6 protein-coding genes are annotated in these 9,448 nt (G+C 68.9%); 3 read left to right on the top strand and 3 right to left on the bottom strand.

What is annotated here, in order from left to right; genetic code table 11:
• Together VGH85_05340 and VGH85_05335 are read right to left on the bottom strand one after the other, a co-directional pair.
• The coding region (locus tag VGH85_05340; protein ID HEY2173220.1) for a UvrD-helicase domain-containing protein at window positions 1–1,344 on the bottom strand (1,344 nt) is incomplete at its 3' end.
• The gene (locus VGH85_05335) at window positions 1,341–4,454 is read right to left on the bottom strand and encodes a PD-(D/E)XK nuclease family protein (GenBank protein ID HEY2173219.1); all 3,114 of its coding nucleotides are present in this window, start codon (window positions 4,452–4,454) and stop codon (window positions 1,341–1,343) included. The genes VGH85_05340 and VGH85_05335, both read right to left, overlap by 4 nt.
• Before the next feature lie 240 nt (window positions 4,455–4,694).
• Here VGH85_05335 and VGH85_05330 point away from each other — a divergent pair, with 240 nt between their 5' ends.
• Window positions 4,695–5,102 carry an STAS domain-containing protein gene (locus VGH85_05330; GenBank protein ID HEY2173218.1) on the top strand — a complete coding sequence of 136 codons (408 nt, stop codon included), beginning with the start codon at window positions 4,695–4,697 and terminating at the stop codon, window positions 5,100–5,102.
• Between the two features lie 107 nt (window positions 5,103–5,209).
• A complete protein-coding gene (locus VGH85_05325; protein ID HEY2173217.1) occupies window positions 5,210–5,782 on the top strand; it encodes a hypothetical protein in 573 nt (190 codons plus the stop codon).
• Window positions 5,783–5,823: 41 nt separating this feature from the next.
• Here VGH85_05325 and VGH85_05320 read toward each other — a convergent pair whose 3' ends face one another.
• On the bottom strand, window positions 5,824–7,920 hold the full coding sequence (locus VGH85_05320) for a S53 family serine peptidase (protein HEY2173216.1): 2,097 nt from the start codon (window positions 7,918–7,920) through the stop codon (window positions 5,824–5,826).
• A 182-nt stretch (window positions 7,921–8,102) separates the two neighbouring features.
• Between VGH85_05320 and VGH85_05315 the strand changes: the two genes are divergently transcribed.
• Window positions 8,103–9,448 (top strand): hypothetical protein (locus VGH85_05315; GenBank protein HEY2173215.1); only part of this gene is annotated, 1,346 nt, incomplete at its 3' end.

The following is a 9,448-nucleotide window of genomic DNA, read 5'->3' as shown; positions in this document are numbered from 1 at the left end:
TCGCCCGAACACCGCGTTGACCCACTGCAGGATCGGGTCGACCGTACGGAAGTTGGTGGTCAGGCTGGCGGTCTCTCCTATTTCTCGCTCTGCTTCGAGGTAGGTCGCGATGTCGGCCCGGCGGAACCGGTAGATCGACTGTTTGGAGTCTCCGACGACGAAAAGCCGCCCCGGCGGTACGTCGACGGCCTGCCACCTGGGCTCATCCGCCGCGGCCCCGCCGCAGATCCGGGCGGCGAGCTCGATCTGGATCGGGTCGGTGTCCTGGAACTCGTCGAGCAGCAGCCGTTGGTAGTCCTCGTGCACGGCGGCACGGACGCCGGCGTCGCGCCGGAGCAGGTCGCGCGGCAGCACCAGGAGGTCGTGGAACTCCAGCTTGCCCTCGCGCCGACGGGTCTCGGCGGCGTCCAGCACCCGCTGCCCGACCCATGACGTCATCTGCCGCAGACACCGGTCGAGCACCGGCCGGACCATGTCACGTGCGTCTGCGGCGATCTCCAGTCCGACGTTCCGGACCTGCTCGGCCGACACCCTCCAGTTGCCCTTCTGACCGGTGTTGCGGTATTTCAGCTCGGCGATCCGCTCGAGATTGGTCAGCACCGTTCCAGCGTCCGGCGCGGTGTCGATGAGCTCGACCAGGTCGGCCAGCTCCGCCAGCCGGCGCAACAGTCTGTCGTCCGGGACGGTGCAGTAGACACCGGATTGCACGAGCTCGCGGGCGCGGGCAAGGAGATCGGTGACGTCGGGCACCTCGACCGGCAGCGGCGGCACACTGAGCACCCGGTCCTCGATCAGGTCCCAGTCCTTGCCGAGCGACACCGCAAGTGACCGGACGTGGTCCAGCCTCATACCCATGGCCATACCGAGCAGGAGTGGCGCGGCGATGTCGTCGTCGTCGAGCAGCTCGGCCTGCAGCTCGGACCATCGCTCATCGAAGGCGACCGAGGAACCGACCTCGTCGAGCACCTCGATGATCGGCGGAAGTCCGGCTTCGATCGGGTGCTCGGTGAGCAGCCGCTGTCCGAAGGCGTGCAGGGTCCCGATGGCGGCGCCGTCGAGATCGTCGAGGGCCTGTTCGGCGGTGGGCTTGTCCGGGCCGTCGGCTCGCCATACGGCTTCGAACTGTTCGCGGAGCCGGTCGCGCAGCTCGGCGCCCGCCTTCTCGGTGAACGTCACGGCGGCGATGCGGCTCAGCCGGACGCCGTCGCACAACACCAGGGTGGTCACCCGGTCGATGAGTGCCGCCGTCTTTCCGGAGCCGGCGCCGGCGTTGACGAAGAGGGTTTCCGCGGTGTCGGTGCGGATCCGATCCCGCTCCCGCGCATCCGCGAGCGTCCCGGTCACGCGCCGACCTCGTCCTCGGTCAGCGCTTCCGCCTCGATCAAGGTGAGGAGATCGCGGAGCACGGGATCGTTGCGCTTTCGCTCCCAGAGCTTGCGGTTGTCGGTGTAGCCGAGGCCGTCCGGGTTGCAGTACGAGCACTGCACATATGAGGTGTAGTCGGGACTGTCCGGTGCCCGCATCGGAAACAGACCGCGTGCGATCGAGGTGACCAGCACCGACAGGGTGTCGGCGTAGATGCGTTCGACGCCGGGGGTGAGGTCGATCTCCCGCCGGCCCCGGTCCCGGCGTACGAACCAGTAGGCCGCATGCACCGGTGTGTCCCGCTCCCCGAACCTGATCCGGGCTGCGTAGGCGTAGACGGGCAGCTGCAGCTTCGAGCCGGCGGCCAACGGATCATCCTGCGTGATGTCGGTGAACTTCCGATCGCTTCCGGTCTTGATGTCGGTGACGTAGATAGTGCCGTCGCGACCGACGTCGACCTTGTCGGCACTCCCCCGCATCCGGATCCGACCGCCGGGCACCGCGATCTCGACCGGGGGGATCCCCTTGCTGCCGAACACCAGTTCGCTGGCCGCGACCCGGGCCCCGACCTCGGCGCGCCATTCATTGTCGTCGTCGAGCAGCCAGCGTGCGTCGGAGCGGATGCGTTCGCGCTCGACCGCCCACAGCCGTGGGTGTCCGGTGAGTCCGCGCCGCTCGAATTCGTCGGCCTTCGCGTCGATGATCTCCAGGAACCGGTCGAGCTGCGCGTCGGACCATGGCTGCCCGACATCCGGGAGTTCGGTGCTGAACTCGGTGACGAGTGCCTCCACGCTCTGGTGGATGAGATTGCCGATCTCGAGCGGAGAGATCTTGACGATGTCCTCGGGCTGCTCGATCTCCTTGACGCCGAGCAGCCGGTGCACGAAGAAGGAGTGTGGGCAGCTGGCGTATTCCTCCAGCGTCGTCGGCGACACCGACCGGTCTTCGGTCGCGTAGTCGGGCAGGCCTTCCTCTCCGGTGAGGTTGCCGTCGTAGCGGCTGAGCGGGTCGGCTTCGCGGGCGCGGGCCATCTGCGCGCCGGCGACCACCACGGCGTCACAGTCGAGTTCCCCGGCGTACGCCGTTTTCCGCGTGCGCCATTCCTGGTCGGTGGCAAGACGATCGGTGTGCAAGAGCTCGCCGGCGAACGAGCCGGCCGCCGCGAGCTGCCCGTCGTAGGTGAGCGGCTCTTCCCACGCGGTCGCTGCCAGATTCTTGTCGCCGCTCAGCTCCCGCAAGGTCGGGAGCAGCCACCGGCTCGGCAGTCGCTGGGCCGATCGGCGCAGGTCGCCGCGCGGAAGAGATGCCACCGCCTCCACGCCTGCCGAGGCGAATGCGACCAACAGGTGTCGCTGCTTGGAATTCAGTCGCTCCCGGGAGGACACCAGCTCGCCGTCCGTCGCTGCTCGGGTCCGCTCCGGAAGCAGCGCGTCGGCCCGGAGGCGACCCGGATACAGGTCTTCGCTGAGCCCGACGACGAACACGACATCGAGGTCGAGCCCGATCGCCGCCGAGACCGGCGCGACCAGCACCCCCTCACCGAACCGGCCCACGCGGGGCAGCGAGCCGGCGAGTTCGAGCTCGATGACGTCGCGCAGGGTCGCCAGGGTCGCGGAACCGTCCACCGCATCGAGCGATTCCAGTCCACGGAGCAGTGACACCACGGTGGCGGCGGCGTATTGCTCCTCGGCCGGCAGCTTGCTGAGTGTCGTGTCGGAGCCGACGAGGGTCGTGAACAGCTCGCGGCACCAGGTGGCGAGGTCGTGCCAGGTCGACATCCCATCAGCGCGGTGGAGTTCGTCGCGCAGTGTGGTGGCGAACTCGCGAAGCTCGCCGGCCAGACCGGCATCCTTGAGGAAGCGCTTGACCAGCCACTCTCGACTGTCGAGGTCGGTCTCCTCGGCGGCTGCCTGCTCGCGCTTGCCGTTGATGAACGAGTCGAGGCGAGCGGTCCAGTCCGACCCGCCGACCACTCCGGCGGAGCGCGACACACGCTCCCACGGCGACACCGGGATGCGGTCGCCGGTGAAGTCGCGGACCGGCGCGTTGGCGAGCGCCTGGAAGAGTCCGGCTCTCGGCACGTCGTGATCGACGAGCGCGAGGATCTCGATCAGGGTGCGCGCCACCGCTCGCTCGTCGACCGGGCGGACCCCCGGTCCGTTGATCTTGATGTCGGCTTCCGCCAGGTGCTCGTGGAGCAGTCGGGCGTAGGGCGACGCCCCGGCGTAGAGCACCGCAACGCGATGCGCGGGCGTCGACTTCAACGTCTCGACGACCTCTCGGACGACGCAGCGAACCTCGTCGTCGGAGTCGGACGCGGTGAGCACGCGGGTGGCCGTCGCCGGCTTCATTTTCGGCATCTCCACCGCACCGAGACCGATCCGCTCGAGTGATCCGTCGACCGCACGGTCGGCGCGTTTCACGCGGGTCACCCCGACGACGACGGTGAGGTCGGCGCGGTCGGCCAGAGTCGTGACGAACTCCGCCTCCGCCCGGCTGAGGAGCTGGGGAAGGTAGAGGACGCAGGTGCCGAGTTCAGCCGGAACCGGGGCGCCGCGCAGCTGAGCCGCGGCCGTGCGGATGACGTCGGTGACGTCGTACCAGTCGTCACCCAGACGGGTGGTGACCGACTCGTGCAGTGCGACAAGGTCGTGTCCGACGTCGCTCGCGTCACGCACCGCTGCGAGCGCTGTGCCGCTGATGTCGCGGAGCTCGGTGTGGGCGTCGGCCAGGGCGCGAACTGTCGCCGGATGGTCGGCGATGTCCCGGAATCGACCGGGTGCGTCGGCGAGGGCTCGGCGCCATGCGGCCGCCATCACCGTGTGGTTGGCCGGCCGCCGCGGAGCCAGCACAGGCGCCGCGATGCGTTCGGCGAGCCGCGGCAGGGTGGTGAACTCGACACCGGCGATCCCGCGCCCAACTCCCCCGCGCGTAGCCAGGTAACGCCGCGCGGCGACACCGGCGATGTTGTTGGGCGTGATGATCGTGACGGATGCCATCGGGTCGGCACTTTTCGCTGCCGCGACCACCGCGCCGAGCGTCTCGAGCGCGGCCGCGCCGTAGCCGGTCGCCTCGATCCGAACCCCCATGTGGACCTCCCCACCCGAAGTCATATCCCGCATCTCAGCACGAGTCACGGACAATCTGCACGTGGCGGCGGGCCGTGGCCCGTCGGGTCTCGGGGTTGGGGCTGCGGTTCTTCGACTTGGCGCCTACGCTCAGTAGTGGTTGGACAGTCAGCCCCCAGGTGTCTCTCACATAGTGGTGGTCAGAGCCGGAGTTGATGTCAGCCCCCCGGCACCTGTGACGCCGCACGTAGGGGGTGAGCTGTGGACACAGCCCCGCAGTCGACGACGAAACTTCCCACCGGTCTGCCTCCGTTCGAGGTGCTGGTCAATCGGGACATCGACGGGTTTCACATCGAGGTCCGCGGTGAGCTCGACCTGCTCACGACTCCGGCGCTCGACATGGCGCTGACCCGCGCCCGGGTCAGTGGTGACCGGACGGTGATCCTCGATCTGCGTTGGCTGACCTCCACCTGCACGGCGGGCATCGGTCTGCTGTTGACGCACCACTACGCCCTGCACCTGGCCGGCAGTCGACTGATCGTGACTCACCCGCCGCAGCAGCTCCTCGAGCTCATCGCCTACAACCGCGTCGACGGGATCCTCGACCTGCGCGACTCCGCCGGACCGGCACCGACGTCCGGTGGGTACGACATGCCCACGGCCGTCTGACTACCGACACCGCCAGGCCAATTCGCCCATATCGGGCCGCCGTCATCCGCCGCGCGCAACACTGATCACAGCGCAGCGCCCGGAACCGCGACCCCGAGAGGCGGCCCATGGTTCCCCCGGAGTTCACGGCCTATTTCACGGCGGCCGCCGCAGCCGCTGGAGTGCTGATCGGCCTGCTGTTCGTGGCGGTGTCACTCCGACCGGAGGCGGTCTTCGGCGAGGGCGCGCCGGCCGACGGCCGGGCACAGGCCGGCTCGGCATTCACTGCGCTGGTCAACAGCTTCTTCGTGTCCTTGGTCGCGCTGATCCCGCAGTCCACGCTTGGAAAGATCGCGATCATCATGGCGTTGGTCAGCCTGCTCGGCACCGTGCAGCTGCACCATCGGCTCGCCCGCGAGGAACTGCACATGGTGTTGCTGTTCCTCAGCATGGGCACGTACCTCTTCCAGCTCGTCGTCGGCATTCTCCTGACGATCAGCCCAGGCGATCGAAACTACGTCTACGACCTGACCTACGTCGGCATCGCCGCGTTCGCCGTCGCGCTGAGCAGGGCCTGGGCTCTGGTGCAGGGCAAGCACCTACGCTCCACCCGGGCAGGTCGAAATCGGCAGCACAACGAGCCGGTCGATAATTCGGTACGTGACGGATCGGGCGACGGGAGCATCGGCGCCGATCGGTGAGGCCGCCGTCCGGCTGAGCCGGACGGCGGAGGCTCACCGCATCATCGGGTGAAGTCGTGCGCCAACGCGGTCAGGTTGGGGATGCCGAGACCGGCGGCGGCATTCCAGATCTTCCCCGGCGTACCGGTGTAGAAGAGGTTGTCGTTGCTGAACTGGCCGGGCAATGCGGTCACGACCCCCTTCGCGTTGGTCTGGAAGAGGAACCGCTTGCCGGAGTAGACCTTCGTGTCGTTCAGCGGCTGGAACGGTGAGCTGCCAGACCGCGCAAATCGATAGATCGCGGGGTTCCAGAACCCGATCCGCCGACCCGCATAGCTGTTGATCACCGCTGCGGCTCCGTTGAGTTGGGGTGCGGTGAAGCTGGTACCGCCTTCCTGCTGGAAGCCGCCGATGAAGAGGTCCGGGTCGTAGACGGCGTAGCCGGTCTGCGGGTCGGCGTTGGCAGACAGGTCCGGGGTGGCGCGGCCGCGGGCCACGGTGCCCGAGATCAGCCGCGGCGACGGGTTGAACCCGAAGGCGGTCGGCAGCGTCAGTCCCGGCGCCACGTCGGTGAACTGGGTGGGGATCAGGTAGCGCCGGGCGTTGAACGTGGAGACGTCCTGCTGATAGCCCGGCCGGTTTTCCAGGACGCTGTAGCCGCCACCGGCGCCGAGTTGGAGGCCCGAACTGAGATCCGTGACGGCAGCTGCCTCGTCGGGCAGACCGAGCGCCTTGTGCAGCGGCCAGAGGTAGTCCCACCCCCACGCCCGCTCGGCGGGGATGTTCGCGGATTCGGTGCCGACCGGCTTACCCGTGCTGTCGGTCGCCTGGTAGGTCTGAAGACCCGGCAGGGTCGTCCCGCCGGTGGAGGTGGTGTACGGGCTGTCATTGCTGGTACCGGGGTCGAGGTTGGTGGTCGCCGCATCGCCGATGGCGTCATAGGCACCGCTGTCGCCGCTCGCGTTGAAGTTGGACTGGCCCTGCGCGCCGAACTCGAGGAGCACCTCGTCGAAGGCCTGCACGTACGCCGGTGTTTCGAGGCCCTGGGCGACCTGCATCCGCAGGATGGACTCCGACTCGCCCCAACTCGTCGAGACCGTGTCCGCGACGTTGTCGGAGGCGGCGGCGAAGAAGGCGTCCGCGAAACCCGGGTCGCTGTTGGGTGCCGTGTAGGCGAGCACGTGTGCCTTCGGCGCGACCGCGCCGGACTGCTCGACGTCGAGATCACTCTCGCTCGTTCCGACATCAGCGCTCGGTCCCGGCGCACCCCCGTCGATCGGGATGGTCGTGAGCCGGCTCGCCGGCTCGTTGAGGCCGAGATACTTGTTCCAGAAGGTCAGGGGTGTCGAGGGCTTGAATGCGGCGAGGGTGATGATCGCGACTGTCTGGCCCTGTCCCTTGGCCCCACCGGAGCGAAGCTTGGCGAGGTGGTAGCGGTTGACGAAGTCTTTCGGCGATAGCTGGCCAGGCGGCAGGGAGGCGGCCTTGCTCGCGCGCGCTCCGGTCGTCGCGCGATGCCCGACGGCCGGAATCGCCCGGGATTGGGCCGACGAGTAGTTGCTCAGCCCCAGCACGGCCAGGATCGGCCCGGCCAGGTCGGCTGGCATCCGCGGGTTCGTCCGCGTCCCGTAGACGGTCTGCGGGCGCGAGCTGCCTCTCGCTGTCGGGCTGGTGCTCTGTACGCGGTAGTCGCGCAGCAGGACGTTCAGCGCCTTGTTGATCTGCTCGGCCGTGCCGCGCGCGGAGACGTCCAACCGGTCGGCGTACGCGTGCGATGTGATGCCGAAGCCGCGCAGATACGCCTGCAGTGCCCGCACGTAGCCGGTCGACTGTCCGTACTGCGCCGCGAACTGGGCCGTCGACAGGTAGTGATGCCCCCAGCCCGCCTGCACCCGGCGTTCCAGCACCCGGAGATGGCGCGCGCGGAGGATGAACGACACCTGGATCTTCGTCGCGGCCGCGGTCGCCCCAAGCGGTGTTCCGGAGGCCAGAGCGGTGGTCGACGGACCCTGCGCCACCGACACCAGACCATGACCTGAGCCGGCTGACCCGGGCGAGGCGGCGGCCGCTCCCAGATATCCCGACATGGCGACGATGGCGGCAGTGCCGACCACGACCACGCGGCGTACTCCGACTCGAAGCGGCTTGACAGGCTTCACGCGACCCTCCCGGCCAATGTCCATCACACAACACGCCGCGCTTCGATAGGCCCGCCCGCGAATTCAGCTAACCGGCTGAGCGGACGCTACCTCGCCCCCGTAGTCCTGTTCGCGACCTCGAGAAATTTCTCCGGGAATCGCCGGCCGGTACGCTGCGCCGCACCACTACCTGAGAGGTCGGCGTGACGATCAACCCTCCGGACTCGGTGCTGCTGCTCGGACCCGACGACGACGTGACCACCGCCCGTCGGGACGGGAACCGGTTCGTGACTCTTGGGACGGAGGTAACCCTCCGTCCGGCTTCGGACGGTATGGCGGTCGACGTCTCGTGCCCGACCGGCGAACTGTCCCGGGTCGGGCTGCGCTGGCGGCGTCCGCTCGTGCCCGGATCGCTGATCCTCGGCGACGCGTGGGAGCGCGGGTACGGCGACCTGCAGTGGCGGTCGGTGCAGCCCGAGCGGGTTCTGCCCTGGTCCTGGCTCCGCCACGACCCGGACTCCGGCCGGACCGACGGGATGGGCGTCCGGGTCCGGCCTGCCGCCTTCTGCTCCTGGCTGGTCGACGAGGACGGCTTCTCGTTGTGGCTCGACCTGCGCAACGGCGGCGGACCGGTCCGGCCGGGCGACCGACGGCTCACCGCCGCGACCATCGTCGACGTGACGGGAGCCGCCGACGAGACGCCGTGGGCGGTGCAACGGCGGCTCTGCGCCGAAATGTGCACCGACCCGCTGCCGTCCGCGGGTCCTATCGTCGGCTGCAACAACTGGTATTACGCCTACGGTCGCGACTTCACCCCCGAACACGTCCTCCGCGACGCCGACACGGTGGTGTCGTTGGCCGACGGTCATCCGGTGCGTCCGTTCGCGGTGGTCGACGCGGGGTGGAGCGCCGGCGGCGTCTGCCCGGGGGGTCCGTGGAAGCGCGGGCTCCCCGGGATCTTCGACGACATGCCCGGTCTGGCGGCGGCGATTGCCGAGCGTGGCGCGCGCCCGGGCATCTGGATGCGACCCGCGGCACTGTCCTTCGTCGACGATCCGGGTCGGCTCCGCGCCGGACCTCGCAGGGTTGCGGAACAACCCCTCGACCTGACGGTGCCGGAGAATCTCGCCGACATCGACGCCGACGTCCGGCGCATCCGGGGGTGGGGGTTCGAGCTGATCAAGCATGACTTCTCGACGTACGACGCCTTCGGCCGGTTCGGCAACAAGGTGGGCAGCGACCTGACCGAGTCCGGTTGGCAGTGGGCCGACCGGTCGCTGACCAACGCCGAGATCCTGCTCCGCTTCTACCGCACCATCCGGGAGGCCGCCGGCGACGCCGTGCTCATCGGCTGCAACACGGTCGGGCACCTGGCCGCAGGTCTCGTCGAGGTACAGCGGATCGGCGACGACACGTCCGGGCGGCACTGGGAGCGCACCCGCCACATGGGCGTGAATTCGCTCGCGTTCCGACTCGCTCAGCACGGCACGTTCTTCACCGCAGACGCCGACTGCGTCGCCTGCACACCGCAGACCCCGTGGGAGAAGAA

Source organism: Mycobacteriales bacterium (assembly GCA_036497565.1).
Lineage (GTDB): Bacteria > Actinomycetota > Actinomycetes > Mycobacteriales > QHCD01 > DASXJE01.
This window is presented reverse-complemented; position numbering and strand designations above follow the sequence as displayed.